The sequence below is a fragment of the Winogradskyella sp. MIT101101 genome, from assembly GCF_047126865.1.
GTDB classification, from domain to species: Bacteria; Bacteroidota; Bacteroidia; order Flavobacteriales; family Flavobacteriaceae; genus Winogradskyella; species Winogradskyella ouciana.
In genome coordinates, this window is the sequence record NZ_CP138982.1 from 1,025,847 (window position 1) to 1,043,515 (window position 17,669).

Below are 17,669 nucleotides of genomic sequence, written 5' to 3' on the forward strand. Positions count from 1 at the left end.
CCCGAGACATCGGGAATTTTTTTTATTATTGTCCAATAACCACTTTTGGAAAACGAATAACCTTATCTCCCAGTTTATATCCTCGTTCTACTACATCAATGATTTTACCTTTTAAATCATCACTTGGTGCAGGTATTTGTGTTACTGCCTCGTGGTCATCGGCATTGAAGACGTCGCCTTTATTCACTTCGATTTTAGATAAGCCTTTTTGCTCTAATGTTGTTAAAAGCTTATTGTAGATTAACAACACGCCCTTGCGCAATTCCTCAGCTTCCTTATCTTCCTCAATATGCAATAAAGCACGTTCAAAATCATCTAATATAGGAAGCATAGACAGCATTACGCTTTCACTCGCTGTTTTAAATAGCTCAATTCGTTCCTTGTTTGTGCGTTTTTTATAATTTTCGAACTCAGCAAAGAGACGCATAAACTTGTCTTTCTCGGTTGCTAATTGATCTTGAAGTTGTTCCTCTACAGAGACTTTTTCTTTTTCCTCTTTTATGGCTTCAGCGGTTGCTGTTGCTGCATCCTCTACTTGAGGCTCCTCAGCCTTTTTATTTTTATCTTTTTTACTCATTTTGAGTTTAAATTTTTTAATCTGAATTAAATCTTCGATTTAGGTCTGCAAAAGTACTGCCATTATTATGATAATGTCAAAATGTCATTAACATTTTTTTATTAGTACGTAGCCTATCTATTTTGTAATTTTACAATCTTAAAACAAAAAAAACACTAACATGAAAACAAACTTTTTAAAAATTTTTACCGTAATAGCATTAGTAGCATTTTCAAGCTGTAAAGACAAAGCGAAAGAAGCAGAAACTACAGAAGCAGAAGACGCAGCTGTAGCCGAAGCATCTGCTGTAACTTATAAAGCTATTGCTGATGAATCGACCATAGAATGGAAAGGGTTTAAGCCAACTGGCACACATACAGGAACAATCTCAATTGCTGAAGGTTCTGTAAGCGTAAATGATGGTAATATTGAAAGCGGTAGTTTTGCTATTGATATGAATAGCATTACAGTTACAGATATCCCAGTAGAGAAAGAAGGTAATGCAAAATTGACAGGTCATCTTAAGAGTGCCGATTTCTTTGACGTAGAAGCCTATCCGAAAGCAAAATTTGAAGTTACAGGTTTAGAAACTGTGGACGGTAAAACAATGCTTTCTGGTAATTTAACTATGAAAGAAACTACGAACAATATTAGCATCCCAGTTACCACTTCTATGGATGGTGACACGATGAAGTTAACTAGTGAAACTTTTACAATTGATCGTTCTAAGTGGAATGTAAAATATGGATCAAAATCTTTTTTTGATGATCTAGGCGATAGCTTCATCAACGATGATATTGAGTTAAAAGTGAGCTTAGTAGCTAAGAAGGCTTAAGTAAAAGAAAAAATTAGAATAAAAAAAAGCACTTACAAAACTGTAAGTGCTTTTCCTTTTCATAGCAATTTTATCTCTAAAATTGCGTCGCTATTAATCAATTATAACCAACCAAATAGTGATTAATAACCTTTTAAGTAATAATGCCTAACTAACATTAACACTAAACCATTATTCTGGCATTACTACAGTATCAATTACGTGAATCACGCCATTACTTCCCTCTACATCTGTCGCTGTGATTTCACTGTAATTTCCGTTTTGATCTTTTAACCAGATCTTACCGTCTTTTTGCATTACGGTTAATTTTTGCCCAGCCAAAGTTTCTATTTCAACTTTCCCGTTTCCTTTTTTTAATGCAGCAACTACATCACTAGCCATTAATTTTCCTGATACAACATGGTACGTTAAAATCTTAGATAACATTTCCTTGTTCTCTGACTTAAGTAAACTTTTTAATGTTGCTTCGTCTATTTTAGCGAAAGCATCATTTGTTGGTGCGAATACTGTAAAAGGACCATCACCTTGTAATGCTTCTACTAAATCTGCCGCTTTTAATGCTGTTACTAAGGTTGAGAAATTTTCATTACCCACTGCTGCATCTACAATTGTTTTTTGGGCTGTAGCCGTTTGTGAGAATGCTAATGCCACTACTGTTGTCAATACAAATACTAATTTTTTCATGTTTTTTAATTTTTTGGTTAAACTATTTAATGCACTTATTTTATTTTTGAAGTGCTTTCATTTATATTTACACAGGCTTCTTGGTCATAGATGAGCAAGACCTCACTTTTGTGAAATCTTTAACATTAAATGCAAAACGACACTAGACTTATTCAACAATTAAAAAATAAGGATGAAGGTGCGTTATCATTACTCTACGATAAATATTCTGGTGCTATTTACAGTATTATTCTAAAAATGATACGAGATGAGGGTAAAGCTCAAAATTTATTACAAGACACTTTTATGACGGTTTGGGACAAGGCCGAAAACTATGACGCTACCAAGGGTCGTTTTTACACTTGGGTATATCGTATTGCCAAAAACAAAACGTTAAATGTTTTAAGAAAGAATGATCCGCTCATCCAAACTGATGATTTTAGTGTATATAAAAATAAAGAAGAAGCTATTAGTATAGATAATGAGTATTTAGAACTCAAGGGTGCGATTACCAGTCTCGAAGCTCATCATAAGGAGGCAATAGAATTAGTCTACTTTAAAGGACTGACACATAGAGAGGCTCACAAAGAAATGAATGTGCCTTTGGGTACTTTTAAATCTTATGTTAGGCAAGCCTTAAAAGAGCTGAGAACCACTTATTCCAAGGCAATAAGTGTTCTTTTACTAATACTAAATGTGTTGTGATGATGGATAAGAAAACGATATTAGAAAATGGATTACTAGAGCAATATTTGCTCGGAGAACTCGATGTTAAAGAAAGCGAACAGATTGAGCGTATCCTATCTTCAGATACTGAATTAAAAGCATATTTTGATCAACTCGAGGAAGACTTTGAAACCCTCGGTTTCGAAAATACTATTACGCCACCTGCCTTGGTAAAATCTAATCTTCTAAATGCTATAAATTCAGCCTCAAATGACACTAAGATTGTTGAATTGAAACCTAATAGTAACTCAAAATTTTATTTGGGAATTGCCGCAAGCATTGCTGCGTTATTTATGATTGGAAGTTTTTGGATGTATAATCAGCTAAATACAGTGAAACAGCAATTAGAAACAGTTGAAAACGAAAAAACCGAATTGAATACCACCATTGAAAGCCTTAATAAGGAACTTAAAAACAAGAACTCACTATACGCGGCTATAGCACATCCGGAAACAGAAAAGTATGTTTTAACCGGAAATGACATATCGCCGGAAACTAAGGTAATTAGTTATGTTAATCACAGTACAAAATCTGTTGTGATAAATACTGAGCGATTACCAGATTTAGATGCTGATCACGACTACCAAATGTGGGCCGACGTTGAAGGAGAAATGATTAATATGGGTGTTATTTCTAAGGATAAAAAATTAATGGCCATGAACTACATAGATCATTCCGAATCATTAAATATAACAATAGAACCTGCTGGTGGCAATGACCATCCGACTGTTGAACGATTAGTGACTAACGTGTATTTGAAGTGATTTATTCTAACAAATCCTCTAAAGCTGGCCTTAAATTGGCATATTTGAAATAAAAACCTTTGTTTTCAATTTTTTGAGAGCTGACGCGCTGACTTTCAAATAGTAAGATATGCATTTCGCCTAAAGCTAAATTCATTGCAAACTTTGGAATATTAGGTAAAATCAATGGTCGGTTAAGAACGTTAGCTATCACCTTTGTTAGGTCATTGTTAGTTACAGGATTTGGTGCCACACCATTGTAAAGACCTATTAATTGATATTGCAAAGCGTATATAAAAAGCCTGGCTAAATCTTCTACATGTATCCAACTTTGCCATTGTTTACCACTACCAAAAGGAGAACCAACACCATAATTTATCGGTTTTGCCATTTTAGGAAGTGCGCCATCATTTTCTGCCAAGACCAAACCAATTCTAACCTTTGCCACTTTACAACCAAGAGGTTTAAAATTATCCACAGCATTCTCCCAAGCGGCTACGACTTCACCTAAAAATGTCTCAGAAATTTCAGTATTCTCTTCATCATAAAAGTTAACAAAACTAGATGGATAAATACCAATAGCACTTGCAGACACCACATAATCTATTTTATAGTTGTGCTTCTTAATAGTATCTTGTAAGAGTTCTGCAGTTTTGGTACGGCTCTCAAGAATAATTTTTTTGTAATCTTCTGTCCAACGTTTTGATATTGTTGCGCCGACCAGGTTTATTATTGAAGATACTCCTTCAAAGCATTTATGGTCGATTTCATTTTTATTTGGGTTCCAATAGAAGCCTTTGTAATTATCTTCTGTAGTCAGTTTAGATTTTGAGGTAGTTAAATAATGAACACTAATCCCTTCTGCATGACAAAGTTTTACAATCTTTTGCCCTATTAATCCTGTCGCTCCTGTTATTAAAACTGTCATTATTCTTTTTATACAAAGATACTAAAGGTAAAATGCCTTGTGAAGGACTTTAGTTTGGATTTAACGTTTCCAGTAAACAAAGAATTTAACATTAAAAATTCTGCATTCTATAGATAGTTATGATCACAGTTTGATTGCACGTAACATCTCTCTCTTTCCAGGTGGACCAGGAAGGCGCTCAACGGTGAAGCCAACACCTTGCATGGCACGTCTTACACTACCTTTAGCTGAATATGTAACTAAAACGCCTTCTTCTTTTAACGCTTTATACATGATGGTGAAGATGTCTTCTGTCCAAAGTTCTGGTTGTACACGAGCTCCGAAAGCATCAAAATATATGATATCAAATTCGTTGTGAGCATCGATAGACTTAAAGAATTTTTCCTGTTTTTCTAATCTGAAATTTGGTGTGATGCCATGTTGTTCTTCCCAAGGAACATGATGCATTTTCTCGAATTGCGTTTTATGATTTTCAGAAACTAACTCAACATAATTCAACTGGTCAATTTCATCTTGCTTCACAGGGTATGCCTCTACTCCTACGTAGTTGATGTGCTGTTTTAACTTTTCCGCTTCTAATAACGTTAGGAAAGCGTTAAGGCCTGTACCGAAACCGATTTCTAGAATGTTAAGAGCACCATACCCACTTACACTTCGACTGCGTTCATTGTGACAATTCGATTCAAAAAAGAAAAGCAAACCATGCTTAATGAATACATGATTTGCTTCTTGTATGGCACCATGAATGGAATGGTATTGTTCATTCCAATCTTCTATCTGAATGGTCTTGGAGCCATCAGACGTGGTGATGATTTTTCTCTTCAATTACTCTGTTTTTAGCAATACTCCATCAGCTTCAAAACGGTACTCTAACTTAGGTTCGGTAATCGCTTCGATTTCTTCTTTAGATTTTCCTGCATCTTCAGCGTAATGTCTTAATTCATCCACTGGAGTTTCCGTAACAAAAGCTTTTCCGTTTACCACTACCTCTCCTTCCGCATCCAATGGCATAAAGAATCCGTAATCCTTAAACTTTACCATCACTTCATTTTCTCCGTCCATATCCAAAGTCATCCAACAGCCTTTTTTAGAGCAGACCTCAACGATCTTTGCTTTCATTTTTGCAGGAACTGTATCACCAGCTTTCATGCCTTTGTAATGTTCCATCATACGCTCAGATGATAAGGCATCTGCATCGTTAATTTCCATCCCAATTGACGTGTATGCCATTTCCTTTTTTACGTCTTCAACTTTCTCTTCGGTAGTTTCTTTTTCATTTTTGCATGATACTGCAAATAAGCCAATTGCAAGAAATAAGAGTATTTTTTTCATTATTAATATCTTTAATATTATTTGTTTATTGAATTGCGAATTTACAAAATTTAAGCTAACATAGCCTTTTATTAACGGCATTGATTGTGTACTTTTGCGGAATAAATGACACGTGCTTATGGCTATTAACTACACAGAGGACATTCAAATTGAAAAATCTAAAACTTCAAAAATTGCTAATGTTGATTTTAACAATTTAGCTTTTGGTCGTGTATTCTCAGATCACATGCTTGTATGCGATTTTAAGAATGGAGAATGGCAAAATCCGAGTATTGTGCCTTATCAACCTGTGACACTCGAGCCTTCTGCAAAGATTTTTCACTATGGACAGTCTATTTTTGAAGGTATGAAAGCTTACAAGGACTCAGATAATAATGTGTTTTTATTTAGGCCAGTTGACAATTTTAATCGCTTGAACATTTCCGCCAAGCGTTTGGCAATGCCAGAACTGCCCGAAGCCTGTTTTATGAATGGTCTTAAAGAACTTATAAAGCTTGAAAAAGACTGGATTCCTACCTCTGAAGGTAGTTCGTTATATATCCGACCTTTTATGTTTGCTACAGGACAAGGTTTTCATGCGTCGCCAGCAAATGCCTATAAATTCATCATCGCATGTGCTCCATCAGGATCTTATTTTTCTGGAAAAGTAAAAGTACTTATTGAAGAAAAGTATTCACGTTCTGCTAATGGTGGTGTAGGTTTTGCGAAAGCTGGTGGTAATTATGCTGGTCAATTTTATCCTACTCAACTTGCCAATAACAGAGGCTACCAGCAAGTTATTTGGACAGATGACAATACACACGAGTATATTGAAGAAGCTGGAGCCATGAATATCTTTGTTAGAATAAATGACACGTTGCTTACAGTACCCACAAGTGATAGAATATTGGATGGCATCACAAGAAAAAGTATTTTAACCATAGCTGAAGCTGAAGGGATTGATGTTGAAGTTCGTAAGATAAAGGTTGCTGAACTTATTGAAGCCTCAGAAAACGGAAGCCTAAAAGAACTTTTTGGCGCAGGTACGGCAGCTGTGGTCTCGCCAATATCTGGATTTGGCTTTAAAGGCAAGGATTACGAATTGCCAGAACTTGAAAACACTTACGGAGCTTTACTTAAAAAACGTATTACGGATATACAGACCAATAAATCGGATGATCCTTATGGATGGCGAGTTAAGGTGTGTTAGTTGAGCTGATAAACCAAGCAAAACAACAACTTCATTATTTTTCTAAAATTTCTTTAATTTTTGGTTTAAAGTAACTTGGTCCTTTGAGTACTTTGCCATCTTCTCTATAAATTGGTTCTCCATCTTCACCGAGCTTGCTCATGTTGCTACGTTGAATTTCTTCAAAAACCTCCTCGATTTTATATTGTAAACCATGCTCAATAATGGTTCCGCATAATATATAAAGCATATCACCAAGAGCATCTGCTACTTCAACCAAGTCATTATCGTTTGCAGCCTCTAGATATTCTTCGTTTTCCTCGCGCATAAGTTTGTAGCGGAGCATATTCTTTTCTATGCCTAAATCGGCTTTTGGTGTTTCTCTATGGCCTATTTTAAAAGCGGTGTGAAATGCTTTTACAGCATTGATTTTATCTTGCATATTTATAGTTTAAATCTAAGGTTATTATTTTTTCGTATATATAAATGTAGAGGCTGTTAATATTAAGTTTTTAGTCTCGTTTTGCTTATTTTTGCATAAAATTAAACTAATGTTTTCTACTGGTCAATGGATTTTCGGAATATTATTCTTTATAGCATTCGTTATTGCGATTGCCTATCAATACCGTAAGGATATAAAAACCCATAGGACGCATTACAAAGGTACCATCTGGATATTAATTGCCTTTATCGGTTTTATTGGTATGATTGCCGCTATTAAGTTTATTTTTATATAATTCACTTCCCTAGTTACAGTTCTTATTTTTAAAAGTGACTTGTTAAAAAACAGGTATTATTACCTATAAATTTTATGCCTTTAATTCTTATTATTGGAAAATGACATGCATCTGCATTTTTAACATGGATGACACTTTGAAAAATGCACGATGCTATAAAAAAACCAACAAACGATGATACTTTTATTTGTTCTTTTAGCTATTAACTTTCTCTTATTAAGTTTTAGCATAAATAAAACTGAATAGGTTAAAAAAAGATTTCTAATTAGATCTAAACTGGCTTAATTAACTTTTTTTTCAGGTCATTTGTCTTAATTTTCCTATTAATTCACATTTATTTTATAACTTATTCACGGAAATATACCCTTTATTGGGTATGTTTTGATGTATTCCAACTTTGCATCTTTGTTTTTGTAACTAACCATTAAAACCCTATACAAATGAAAAGTAAATCAATCCAGGTTTATGCTATTATCTTATGCCTTTCTTTATTTGCATCTTGTGACCAATCTGAAAAACTAGATCAGATTTCAGAGAGTGTTGATAACATAGAAAATTCTCTAACGCGAGTTACTGAGGCTAGACAAGAAATAATAAAAGATTTAATCATGTCTGATGGCGAAGAAAAATTTCCAGAGATTTATTTAAATGCAGATTTCTCTAAAGAAATTAAACAGCATATTCACATCGATCTTGTAAAGCAATTTGGAATAATTGCACACTCGAAAATAAAATCTGACGGCACCTATGAAATGAAAGTTATACTTAGGGAAATAAATGGAGAAAATGATGATCAAAGAAATACCTATGATTTAACAGGTGCAAGATATAAGGAAGAATTACTGAAGGATGGAAAAACTTTACATCACATTTATTTAGATATAATCGAATCTGAATCGGATGAAGATGAAACTTATGTAATTGTTGAAAATATAACCAACTTCAAACCAAAAAAGGGTGAAATTATTGATATCCACGCAGGGGAGAAATTTAAAAATTTAAACTTTTGGACGGATTATGGTCAACAATTTTGCAAAAGTATAGTTACTGCACCTTAAATTGGACGTTGAAACATTATTTACTATTAAATACAATCTTATTTCTGGGCATCAATACTATTGGTGCTCAGAACTTTGTTAAACAAATTCAAAAAATAAAGTATGATCAGCTAGACGGAGTTGAAACTAGCAATGGTAAAATAACTGATGTTGAAATTTACTATCTCAAGAAACAAATAGAACTCATAAAGAATAATGTAGTTGACAATACAGTATTCAAGTATCCAACAACAAATCTAACCTTTAGAGATACAATTTTATATGATATCCTAAAAGGAGACTTCAATCTTTTTAAGCAGACTCCCGATGATTCTCTTGCCTTCGATTATTATTCCAAAGCGTTAACAAAAGCACTTAACAAATCAGATACAATTCTGGTAACAGAATCCTCTAAGAAAATATTGTTTCAACTATTCAAAAGTCGACAATCCTTAGAAGCTTATCCTAATTATCTGGCTATATATAAAGACTATCTTTATGATAATAACGAATTAGCAACTTATAGATTTCATAAATATAATTACCAAGGGAGTGCGCATAGATTAGAACAAATTGATTCATTAAAAATTGCATTGAAAATCGCAAATCAGACCTCAAATAATTTTTTAAAAGGCAAGATTAACCAGATGATTGGTGTTCAATATGATTTTTTTAGAAAAGAAAGAGACTCATCTCTAAAATATTATAACGAAGCCAAAACTTGGTTAGAAAGTAAGCCTTACAAAAAATTTCAGAATGAACTTTTTGGAATTTATGGAAATCTCGGCTTGATTTACCAAGTAGACAAGGATTATAATACTGCAAAATATTACTTTTTAAAAGCAGATTCTCTGGATATTCCCAAATATCGATACGTAGAAAAAGTAAAAATTAATGAAGTTTTATCGGATAATGCAAAATTCAGAAATAATTGGGAAGAAGCATTACATTATTTAGCCTTAAGCAATAAATATTCAGACACTTTAAATGAATATAATAAAGCTGAAAAAATCAATGAAATTAATGTCAAATATCAAACTGCTGAAAAAGAAAAGCAAAACCTAGTTTTAGAAAAACAGAAAACAAAAAACCAAAACATAGCCATAGGTCTAGGAGGTAGCCTAGCCTTAGGAAGTATTATCGCCTTCCTATTATTCAAAAACACCAAACGCAAACAAAAACTCGCCGAGCAACAAAAAGAAATAGAATCCCAAAAGTTAGCCACTGTTTTAAAAGAGCAAGAGTTAACAGCTATTGATGCCATGATAGAAGGCCAGGAAAAAGAACGCCAACGCATTGCCAATGATTTGCATGACGATTTGGGTGGGCTTATGGCTACCGTAAAATTGCATTTTAATGCACTAAAAGATAAAGATTCACCAGAACTATTTGATAAAACCAATTCACTAATTGAAGAAGCGTATCAAAAAGTGCGTTCTGTGGCACATGCAAAAAACTCAGGAGTCATTGCTAAACAAGGCCTTTTAAAAGCTGTACAGAATATGGCTGATAAAATTTCTTCCTCCAATAAAATACAAATTGAGGTCCTTGATCATGGTCTCGATAATCGCTTAGAAAACAGTTTAGAGCTCACCATATTCAGGGTTATACAAGAATTGATTACCAATGTTATAAAACATGCAGATGCTACAGAAGCAACTGTACATTTGACCAATCACGAAGACAGTATCAACATTATGGTAGAGGATAATGGTAAAGGCTTTAATCCAAGCCAAATTACCAAAACCAATAAAGGCATGGGCATTAGTAGTATTGACAAGCGTATTGAACATTTAGATGGTAAACTGACCATTGAGTCAGAGAAAAATAAAGGAACAACCGTAATAATAGACATACCATTATGATACGATTAGCCATAGCAGAAGATCACCAATCCCTTATCGATGGTATTAAATTATTATTGGAATATGAAGAAGATATTGAAATCATCGGTACTGCAAATGATGGTGAGGCACTGATAGATTTGGTGAGGTTAAAGCAACCCAATGTTGTTATTACGGATATAAGAATGCCCAAAGTTGACGGTATTTCGGCCACAAGGCAGATTAAAAATGAATTTCCACATACAAAAGTCCTAGGCTTCACTATGTTTGACCAAACAGACGCAATACAGCAAATGTTAGATGCAGGTGCCTCTGGTTACCTCTTAAAAAATTCGCCTTTGGAAGAAGTATTAAAAGCAGTACGCTCAGTTTATAAAGGCAATACCTATTTTGATTCGAATATTAAAGTAGAAGCAGAAAACAACAGCAACAAAAAGGGGAAAGGCGTTCTTACCAAAAGACAAATTGAAATTTTAGGCCTTATAGCCCAAGGTAAAACATCGCGTGAAATTGCTGACGAACTTTTTATTGGAGTCCATACAGTAGATACACATCGTAAGAATATGATTCGAATTCTAGGATTGCATGGCAAAGGTGAGTTGATGCGTTATGCCTTGGAAAAGAAGTATAAGTTCTAATTCACCTACTATTTGATAAATTTTCTTGAAAAATCCCCAGTACTGGGGATTTTTTTATGTCTACCTATAAAATACATTTGATCATAATATTTAATATCAATAATTATGAGAACTGCAAAACACTTTACCAAACCTCTAGTAATTACATTATTCAGTTTAGTTTTATTTACCAGTTGTTGCACTGATTGCCCAGATGATGAAGTAAATAATGAAAATACGGACTCCGAATACTTTTTGGGATACAACGGTGAGGATAACCTCAGCACAACACCAACAACTCCAAATTATGGTTTTGGAAACGGTAATTTACCTAATGCTGCAGATATTACTGATAAATTTCCACCTATAGGAAATCAAGGTAACTACGGTACTTGTGTGGCATGGGCAGTTGGCTACAATTTAAAAACAGCTTTAAATGCCATTGATAATAACCTCTCTTTCTCTGACTTAAATCAGGATTTCAATCAATTTAGCGCCAAGGATTTATTCACTGCTATTCCTAATTCTCAAAAAGGTTCTAATTGTAATGGCACAAATTTCGATTCTGCTTTTGATGTTTTGCAACAGCGAGGTGTCGCAACTGCACAAACCGTTCCTTACTATGCTTTAAACGGTTGTTCTCAATCTAATCTTCAATCGAGTTGGACCAATGAAGCCAACAACAATAGAATTAAATATTGGAGAAAAATAGATCCAAGTATCACCGCTATAAAACAAAATATCGCAAATAATATACCTGTGGTCTTTGGGGCTAAACTTTCCGATAATTTTATAACCTGGAACAGCAGTGCTGTACTATCGTCCAATACATCTTATAATAATGTTGGTCAGCACGCATACCATGCCATGGTAGTCTCTGGTTATGATAACTCAAAAGGTGCAAATGGCGCGTTTAAAGTCATTAATTCTTGGGGAAATGGCTGGGGGAACGGTGGCTATATTTGGATAGACTATAATTTCTTTATTTCAGAATTTGTCACAACACCAGGTGATCAAAAACCACTATTTATAGCAGTCAATGAAGATGACAATACCAGCCCACCAGATGATAGTAATACTGGTGATACTGGTGTGGATTTGGCCTCATGGGTGTTTCAAGACAATTATGTTTCAGGTAATTATAGAGAACTCTATTTCAATATATATAATATCGGAAATTCTACTGCTAATCCATCAACAAATTGGTCTAATGCTTACATATATTTTAATGCGTATAACGCAAATGACTATGGTATTTTATTCTATGACGAGTTTAATACCAGTGTAGGTTCCAATAGTTTTAATTGCCCAACTACAGACAACTGTATTTTCAACTATTCCATACCACCAGGTGGCAACTTTACACAAACCGTATTTGGTCAACCTGATATTAATAGACAGTACATAATACCAAATTTAAATGGATATTATTATTTGCTATTAATCACAGATGCTAATGACATGTTTCAGGAGATAGATGAGTCTAACAATTTCTTTTACCCATCACTAACACCAGTACTTTTTATAAATGGGCAAGTATCTAGAGACTCAGAAAACGACACTTCTAGCTTTTCATTTCAGAATTCTGAAACTGTGTCAGAATCTAAACTAAAAGAAGGCTATAGAAGTAGGATTGCTACCAAAGATTTTAACAATGCTTATACACAAGATGAAATTTCAAATTTATTGAAAGTAGAGTTTAATAGTGGAGCATTTCAGAATAAATTAAACAGCTACTTGTCTGAAAATAACACGAAGCTATTTGGTAATAAAAATTAGTGCTATGAAACTCAGTAAATATTCTTTAATACTACTTATTGCCATGACTGCATCTTGTAAATCCAATCCCTCAAGTTCTAACAAGACTGGCAATTTTGAAACCTTATCAGAAAACAAAACCTCGATATTTATTGAAGGTAAAACCTTTGACAATGAGCTGGATTTTACAAGCTTCGCAGATAAAATACTAATTGGCAAAGCACTTTACAACACAAGTATAAAATATGATATCACCTTTATCAACTGTGTTTTCAAAAAACCTGTATTAGCATATAAAAACTCTGTTGATAATGCACATAACATTACAAGTTTTTGGGGTCATGTCAGCTTTATTGAATGTAAGTTTATGGATACCGTAAGCTTTAGGGCAAGTAAATTTTTAGGGCAATGTAATTTTACTAAATCCGAATTCTTCAGTACAGTTAATTTTGAAGAATCATCATTTAATTTAAACGCATTTTTTAATTGGTGTTCTTTTGAAAAACAAGTGCGCTTTCAAAATAGCTTCTTCAATCAGAAAGCCAATTTTATGGATACTACGTTCTCTGAAAATGTAAGTTTTCAAAGTAGTATTTTTAACTCTGATGCCCAGTTTAGCTCCAGTAAATTTTATAAGTATGCTGATTTTTCCTTGACTCAACATCGTGGAAATTCATTTTATGATTTCTCAGAATTTTTCGGCACTCTAGACCTCAGTCATTCATTTTTCAGCAATTCTTTTTCCATCAACAATAACAAGCATAAAAACATCTTGTTTAACAATACAAAGTTTATGGGAAAAACAAGTTTTATTGAATTGGACTTCAGTAAAGATTTAAACTTTGACGGTAGTTTTTTTCTATTAAAAAGACCTAAAACTAATAGTATAGCTCAAGAAAATTAGATATGTACCCAGAATTGTTTCAGCTAAATTTACCAGAGTTTATTAATAGTTTATTTTCTATTAATACTATAACAATTTATAGTTATCCGTTCTGCATATTAATTGGAAGTATAGTAGCGTATCACTATTTTATTTATGCTCAAAGCAAATATATTGGTTCTATTAATTTAAAGCTGAATTTTGTATTGCTTATCATCGTAATGGCATATTTGGGAGGGAAAACATTTTTAGTTTTAGATGATGCTTCTAGTTACTTGGATAAGGTTTTATCTATAGAGTTCTATAGTTCTAGTGGTTTTGTATTCTATGGATCGTTTTTATTCTGCCTGTTCACAGTAGTATTGGTGCTTAAGAAGAAAAAACTACCAGTATTGAAGTATTTAGATTTAATAGCTATTGTAACAGCAATTGTGCATTCGGCCGGAAGACTTGGCTGTTTTTTGGCAGGCTGTTGTTATGGAAAACCTACGGATTCTATCTTTGGGGTTCAATTTCCTGAAAATTCTATCGCAACGGTTCATCCAACACAACTCTATGAATCCATTTTTATCGTCTTATTACTTGTTTTACTCTTAAAGCTGTTAAAAAGTAAAAATGATGGAACAGTCTTTACATTTTACGTATTGTCCTATGCTGTCTGGCGCTTTTTACTAGAATATCTTAGGGGAGATCAGCGTGGTTATGTTTTCAATGGTTTTCTTTCTCATTCTCAACTCATAGCGTTGTCACTAATTTTTCTGTCAGCTACTTTACTTTTGATTAATTCAAAACGTCTAAAATTTACCCGTTAATGGGTATAGTATCACCTTGAGATTTCCAATAGTTTAGCATTAAATGTAAATAAATATATTATGAAAACTCTAGCAACTTTAAAGAAGACCGCCCTAATTATCATTATCTCAATCTTATCAGTTTTTGGCACAACAACAAGTCTTTCTTGTCATCCGGATCCTTGTCATTTATTAGAACTTGCAGATCTAACCATACCACGCATAGCTGAGGCATTTGACCAAAACGGAAGCCCGATTATTGATGCAAGTACAGGACAAGCCATACAAGCTGTAAACGAATTATTTTTCAATCAACGCACCGGAGAATATTTTAATTATGAAAATCCTCCGAGTCAAGGACTCTTAGTAGGTGATGTTATACAGATGGCTACCAAGGTTTACAATCAATTTGCTGAAACCGAATGCGATCTTGGCGCGAGTGCGCCACCAACTGCTACTGATGCAAAATTAAATGTTTCTGGTTCTCCATATCCTGAACTTAATGGGACATTTCAACTCAATAGTATGCCCACACCAACTATACCTATGAACTCTAATGGTTTTACAGCTACAATCTTTCAGCTTGCTACTCCAGGTTATTATTCAGTTAATATGAATGCTAACAAAGGAAGAACAATCCCAGAGCATAGCTATAACAATAACTTTTATGCTGGAGATCAAGGCAATTATAGTAGAGGTTCATTTATATTTTTTGTTGAAGAAAATACTGAAAACAGAAACAGTAGCACATTTAGCGGATTTAAAGTTGAAAGTTTGGCTCCACAAACTATTGAAGACGTAAAAGCTATGGACATTTATAAGTTTGTGCATTCTGAAGCTTATACAGAATGGATTCTCAATAAATATAAGCGTTAGAATATTTCGAAATTTAATAGACAAAAAAAAAGAGCAGTTAATTAACTGCTCTTTTTTTAATTGCTTTCTTCTTATTAATTCACTTCAGGCAAATGACTGTACTTTTTACTGTACTCTAACATTTGCTCAGGAAAACCAGTAGGTTGTTCAATTTTAAATGCTGTAATGTTACCATCAGCATCCTTAGCTGGCATAATCACCGGATTTACAAATCCGCTATAAGGAGCAGATGTAAATTGCTTATTACGCTCTAAAACCTCAGCATGTATTGCCTGATCTACCTTTACACCATAACCTTCTACCAAAGCTTCAACGGCAGCATAGTCTCCTTCAGACTTAATACGCTGCGTTTCTCTCAACAACTCACCAAAAATTTCTCTTAACTTTTCGTAATCGTTGATGTTGAAATAGGTCTTGCCATCTCTGGTTACTTTTTCAATCACATTATCGGCTTTTCCTCTTTCGTAAGCCCAAGCACTTACCCACTGACGGTTTCTCATGTGTGCTTCTTCAACATCGTCACCAAGATTTAAACGAATCAATTGTGTCATCAAACCATTTCTAATGTAACCATCAAAAGCAGCTTTTCCGACAGCTTTCCAATCTTCAACTAAACCAAGTTCCTGTAATTTTGGACTGTATAAATAGTATAATCCAACTAAATCAGCTCTACCTTCTTCTAAAGTAGAAGCATAATTCTTTAAGGTTTCCTTGGTTTCACCAACTCCTGGATTTAATTGCCCAGATGCATGACCAATAACCTCATGTAAAGCCGTATGCAACTTATCAGCAAGTTGACCATGTTCTTCTTCTAGTTTTAACTCTTCATCGTCGTGAACGAATTCTTTTAATCGTCCTCCGCTACCAGCATTATTATAAGCATTAATAATATTTCCAAGCGAAACAGACTTACTTCCTACTTCTTTTCTAATCCAGTTAGAGTTTGGTAAGTTAACACCAATTGGAGTGCTTGGGGACGCATCACCAGCTTCACCAGCTACAGTCACAACTTTATAAGTTACACCTACAACACTATCCTTTTTATGCTCATCCATAAGCGGTGAATTGTCTTCAAACCATTGTGCATTGTCTGATAACACCTTCATTTTTTGAGACATATCAAAATCATTGATCTGAACGATGGTTTCGTAAGAACCTGTATAACCCAATGGGTCATTGTAAACCTCAATAAAACTATTGATGTAATCTACATTTCCTGCAGTAGCTTTAGTCCAAGCTACATTATAATCGTCCCAAGTCTGTAAATCACCTGTTTTGTAATATTGTATCAACAGACCAATAGCATCACCTTGCGCTTTGTTTTCGGCAACACCTTGTGCTTTCTCTAACCATTTTACAATTTCATCAATCGCGGAGCCGTATAAGCCTCCTGATTTATAAACCAGTTCTTTTACTTCTCCGTTTTCCTTAACCAATTTGGTATTGATACCATAAGCCAAAGGTCTATCTGGGTCTGGAGACTTCTTATTCTTATAAAATTTTTCTACATCAGCATTGGTAACGTTTGGTCCGTAAAAATTGACTGCAGATAGTGCTACATTGTCCACATCTTTAGCTTGATTTACTTTTTTCATGTCCTTATCATTAAAGATAACATCAAAAGCTTCACCATCTAATTTTGTGTTGGTCGCTAAAAACAACTCATTAAGATAATCCTTATCAAAGTCTGGCTTTAGCTTATCGTTAGAATAGTGATGATGGATACCGTTGCTAAACCACACACGTTTTAGGTAAGTTTCAAAAGCCTTCCAATCATTAGTAGTTTTATCCCCTTTGTAGTTTGTATAAACATTCTCTAAAGCTTTTCTAATCTTAAGATTGTGTCTGTAGTTTTGGTCCCACATAATATCACGACCAGCCAAACCAGCTTCAACGAGGTAGTACACTAATTTTTGTTCGTTTAAGCTTAGGTTTTCCCATCCTGGAATTTGATAACGTAAAATTTTAATATCAGCAAATTGCTCTACATTATAGTCAAAATCCTTTTCGGTTTTTTCCATGGAATTCTTATCCACAGGCTCTTTTGAATCGTCTTTACATGACCATGCAAAAGCCATAAAAAGGCAGATTATAAATATCGATTTTAGTTTCATGTTGTTAGTTTTTTTTGATTTTACACAAATGTAATATTTATATCACAAATTAGTATCTTTG

19 protein-coding genes are annotated in these 17,669 nt (G+C 33.9%); 12 read left to right on the forward strand and 7 right to left on the reverse strand.

What is annotated here, in order from left to right; translation table 11 throughout:
- Positions 1–25: 25 nt before the first annotated feature.
- A complete protein-coding gene (locus SIB89_RS04765) occupies positions 26–577 on the reverse strand; it encodes a nucleotide exchange factor GrpE (protein ID WP_412561368.1) in 552 nt (183 codons plus the stop codon).
- Between the two features lie 160 nt (positions 578–737).
- On the opposite strand from SIB89_RS04765, the gene SIB89_RS04770 reads away from it, so the two are divergent.
- Positions 738–1,391, forward strand: coding sequence for a YceI family protein (locus tag SIB89_RS04770; RefSeq protein ID WP_412561369.1), 654 nt, complete (start codon positions 738–740; stop codon positions 1,389–1,391).
- 171 nt (positions 1,392–1,562) lie between these two features.
- Here SIB89_RS04770 and SIB89_RS04775 read toward each other — a convergent pair whose 3' ends face one another.
- The gene (locus SIB89_RS04775) at positions 1,563–2,075 is read right to left on the reverse strand and encodes a fasciclin domain-containing protein (RefSeq protein WP_412561370.1); all 513 of its coding nucleotides are present in this window, start codon (positions 2,073–2,075) and stop codon (positions 1,563–1,565) included.
- Between the two features lie 129 nt (positions 2,076–2,204).
- Here SIB89_RS04775 and SIB89_RS04780 point away from each other — a divergent pair, with 129 nt between their 5' ends.
- Positions 2,205–2,759, forward strand: a complete 555-nt coding sequence (locus SIB89_RS04780) for an RNA polymerase sigma factor (RefSeq protein WP_412561371.1) — start codon at positions 2,205–2,207, stop codon at positions 2,757–2,759.
- On the forward strand, positions 2,759–3,544 hold the full coding sequence (locus SIB89_RS04785; RefSeq protein ID WP_412561372.1) for an anti-sigma factor domain-containing protein: 786 nt from the start codon (positions 2,759–2,761) through the stop codon (positions 3,542–3,544). Before SIB89_RS04780 ends, SIB89_RS04785 begins: the two co-directional genes overlap by 1 nt.
- Before the next feature lies 1 nt (position 3,545).
- Here SIB89_RS04785 and SIB89_RS04790 read toward each other — a convergent pair whose 3' ends face one another.
- The 3 genes from SIB89_RS04790 to SIB89_RS04800 form a co-directional block, all read right to left on the reverse strand.
- On the reverse strand, positions 3,546–4,451 hold the full coding sequence (locus tag SIB89_RS04790) for a TIGR01777 family oxidoreductase (protein WP_412561373.1): 906 nt from the start codon (positions 4,449–4,451) through the stop codon (positions 3,546–3,548).
- A 123-nt stretch (positions 4,452–4,574) separates the two neighbouring features.
- Positions 4,575–5,276 (reverse strand): tRNA (5-methylaminomethyl-2-thiouridine)(34)-methyltransferase MnmD, encoded by a 702-nt coding sequence (gene mnmD / locus SIB89_RS04795; RefSeq protein ID WP_412561374.1) that lies wholly within the window; start codon positions 5,274–5,276, stop codon positions 4,575–4,577.
- Positions 5,277–5,783, reverse strand: coding sequence for a DUF4920 domain-containing protein (locus SIB89_RS04800; RefSeq protein WP_412561375.1), 507 nt, complete (start codon positions 5,781–5,783; stop codon positions 5,277–5,279). It lies immediately after the preceding gene.
- 118 nt (positions 5,784–5,901) lie between these two features.
- Between SIB89_RS04800 and SIB89_RS04805 the strand changes: the two genes are divergently transcribed.
- On the forward strand, positions 5,902–6,972 hold the full coding sequence (locus tag SIB89_RS04805; protein WP_155090301.1) for a branched-chain amino acid aminotransferase: 1,071 nt from the start codon (positions 5,902–5,904) through the stop codon (positions 6,970–6,972).
- A gap of 34 nt (positions 6,973–7,006) precedes the next feature.
- On the opposite strand, the gene SIB89_RS04810 is transcribed toward SIB89_RS04805, so the two are convergent.
- Positions 7,007–7,393, reverse strand: a complete 387-nt coding sequence (locus tag SIB89_RS04810; protein WP_273291872.1) for a nucleoside triphosphate pyrophosphohydrolase family protein — start codon at positions 7,391–7,393, stop codon at positions 7,007–7,009.
- Positions 7,394–7,502: 109 nt separating this feature from the next.
- Between SIB89_RS04810 and SIB89_RS04815 the strand changes: the two genes are divergently transcribed.
- The 8 genes from SIB89_RS04815 (at position 7,503) to SIB89_RS04850 (ending at position 15,494) form a co-directional block, all read left to right on the forward strand.
- Positions 7,503–7,688, forward strand: coding sequence for a hypothetical protein (locus SIB89_RS04815; protein WP_155090299.1), 186 nt, complete (start codon positions 7,503–7,505; stop codon positions 7,686–7,688).
- 440 nt (positions 7,689–8,128) lie between these two features.
- On the forward strand, positions 8,129–8,746 hold the full coding sequence (locus tag SIB89_RS04820) for a hypothetical protein (RefSeq protein ID WP_412561376.1): 618 nt from the start codon (positions 8,129–8,131) through the stop codon (positions 8,744–8,746).
- An 8-nt stretch (positions 8,747–8,754) separates the two neighbouring features.
- Positions 8,755–10,590, forward strand: coding sequence for a sensor histidine kinase (locus SIB89_RS04825; protein WP_412561377.1), 1,836 nt, complete (start codon positions 8,755–8,757; stop codon positions 10,588–10,590).
- Entirely contained in the window at positions 10,587–11,207 is a 621-nt protein-coding gene (locus SIB89_RS04830; RefSeq protein WP_273291868.1) for a response regulator, read from the forward strand. The genes SIB89_RS04825 and SIB89_RS04830 overlap by 4 nt, the downstream gene beginning before the upstream one ends.
- Positions 11,208–11,312: 105 nt before the next feature.
- Positions 11,313–12,965 (forward strand): C1 family peptidase, encoded by a 1,653-nt coding sequence (locus SIB89_RS04835; RefSeq protein ID WP_412561378.1) that lies wholly within the window; start codon positions 11,313–11,315, stop codon positions 12,963–12,965.
- A 4-nt stretch (positions 12,966–12,969) separates the two neighbouring features.
- Positions 12,970–13,848 carry a hypothetical protein gene (locus SIB89_RS04840; protein WP_412561379.1) on the forward strand — a complete coding sequence of 293 codons (879 nt, stop codon included), beginning with the start codon at positions 12,970–12,972 and terminating at the stop codon, positions 13,846–13,848.
- 2 nt (positions 13,849–13,850) lie between these two features.
- On the forward strand, positions 13,851–14,639 hold the full coding sequence (locus tag SIB89_RS04845) for a prolipoprotein diacylglyceryl transferase (RefSeq protein ID WP_412561380.1): 789 nt from the start codon (positions 13,851–13,853) through the stop codon (positions 14,637–14,639).
- Between the two features lie 60 nt (positions 14,640–14,699).
- Complete coding sequence (locus tag SIB89_RS04850; RefSeq protein WP_412561381.1) at positions 14,700–15,494, forward strand: hypothetical protein; 795 nt, start codon at positions 14,700–14,702, stop codon at positions 15,492–15,494.
- A gap of 74 nt (positions 15,495–15,568) precedes the next feature.
- Here the strand turns inward: SIB89_RS04850 and SIB89_RS04855 are convergent, their stop codons facing one another.
- The gene (locus SIB89_RS04855; protein WP_412561382.1) at positions 15,569–17,608 is read right to left on the reverse strand and encodes a dipeptidyl-peptidase 3 family protein; all 2,040 of its coding nucleotides are present in this window, start codon (positions 17,606–17,608) and stop codon (positions 15,569–15,571) included.
- Positions 17,609–17,669 lie beyond the last annotated feature (61 nt).

Excerpts from the sequence above, each read along its gene's own strand:
- SIB89_RS04765 (WP_412561368.1), bottom strand. The coding sequence starts at position 577 with ATGAGTAAAAAAGATAAAAATAAAAAGGCTGAGGAGCCTCAAGTAGAG.
- SIB89_RS04770 (WP_412561369.1), top strand. The coding sequence starts at position 738 with ATGAAAACAAACTTTTTAAAAATTTTTACCGTAATAGCATTAGTAGCA.
- SIB89_RS04775 (WP_412561370.1), bottom strand. The coding sequence starts at position 2,075 with ATGAAAAAATTAGTATTTGTATTGACAACAGTAGTGGCATTAGCATTC.
- SIB89_RS04780 (WP_412561371.1), top strand. The coding sequence starts at position 2,205 with ATGCAAAACGACACTAGACTTATTCAACAATTAAAAAATAAGGATGAA.
- SIB89_RS04785 (WP_412561372.1), top strand. The coding sequence starts at position 2,759 with ATGATGGATAAGAAAACGATATTAGAAAATGGATTACTAGAGCAATAT.
- SIB89_RS04790 (WP_412561373.1), bottom strand. The coding sequence starts at position 4,451 with ATGACAGTTTTAATAACAGGAGCGACAGGATTAATAGGGCAAAAGATT.
- SIB89_RS04800 (WP_412561375.1), bottom strand. The coding sequence starts at position 5,783 with ATGAAAAAAATACTCTTATTTCTTGCAATTGGCTTATTTGCAGTATCA.
- SIB89_RS04805 (WP_155090301.1), top strand. The coding sequence starts at position 5,902 with ATGGCTATTAACTACACAGAGGACATTCAAATTGAAAAATCTAAAACT.
- SIB89_RS04810 (WP_273291872.1), bottom strand. The coding sequence starts at position 7,393 with ATGCAAGATAAAATCAATGCTGTAAAAGCATTTCACACCGCTTTTAAA.
- SIB89_RS04815 (WP_155090299.1), top strand. The coding sequence starts at position 7,503 with ATGTTTTCTACTGGTCAATGGATTTTCGGAATATTATTCTTTATAGCA.
- SIB89_RS04820 (WP_412561376.1), top strand. The coding sequence starts at position 8,129 with ATGAAAAGTAAATCAATCCAGGTTTATGCTATTATCTTATGCCTTTCT.
- SIB89_RS04830 (WP_273291868.1), top strand. The coding sequence starts at position 10,587 with ATGATACGATTAGCCATAGCAGAAGATCACCAATCCCTTATCGATGGT.
- SIB89_RS04835 (WP_412561378.1), top strand. The coding sequence starts at position 11,313 with ATGAGAACTGCAAAACACTTTACCAAACCTCTAGTAATTACATTATTC.
- SIB89_RS04840 (WP_412561379.1), top strand. The coding sequence starts at position 12,970 with ATGAAACTCAGTAAATATTCTTTAATACTACTTATTGCCATGACTGCA.
- SIB89_RS04845 (WP_412561380.1), top strand. The coding sequence starts at position 13,851 with ATGTACCCAGAATTGTTTCAGCTAAATTTACCAGAGTTTATTAATAGT.
- SIB89_RS04850 (WP_412561381.1), top strand. The coding sequence starts at position 14,700 with ATGAAAACTCTAGCAACTTTAAAGAAGACCGCCCTAATTATCATTATC.
- SIB89_RS04855 (WP_412561382.1), bottom strand. The coding sequence starts at position 17,608 with ATGAAACTAAAATCGATATTTATAATCTGCCTTTTTATGGCTTTTGCA.